The following is a 385-nucleotide window of genomic DNA, read 5'->3' as shown; positions in this document are numbered from 1 at the left end:
TGCTCCCACTGCTTGTACGTACACGGTTTCAGGTTCTTTTTCACTCCCCTCGCCGGGGTTCTTTTCGCCTTTCCCTCACGGTACTGGTTCACTATCGGTCAGTCAGGAGTATTTAGCCTTGGAGGATGGTCCCCCCATATTCAGACAGGATACCACGTGTCCCGCCCTACTCTTCGAGTTCACAACACATGCACTTTTGTGTACGGGACTTTCACCCTGTATCGTGCGACTTTCCAGACGCTTCCACTAACACACATGCTGATTCAGACTCTGGGCTGCTCCCCGTTCGCTCGCCGCTACTGGGGGAATCTCGGTTGATTTCTTTTCCTCGGGGTACTTAGATGTTTCAGTTCCCCCGGTTCGCTTCATTACGCTATGTATTCAC

The 385-nt window shown here is 52.2% G+C and carries 1 rRNA gene; it reads right to left on the bottom strand.

Annotated elements, in window-relative coordinates:
* Positions 1-385 (bottom strand): 23S ribosomal RNA (locus OGX90_RS01135); the annotation flags it as partial.

Source organism: Citrobacter sp. Cpo012 (assembly GCF_030333015.1).
Lineage (GTDB): Bacteria > Pseudomonadota > Gammaproteobacteria > Enterobacterales > Enterobacteriaceae > Citrobacter > Citrobacter portucalensis.
Note: the sequence above shows the minus strand (reverse complement) of the source record. Positions and strands in the feature narration are given on the sequence as shown.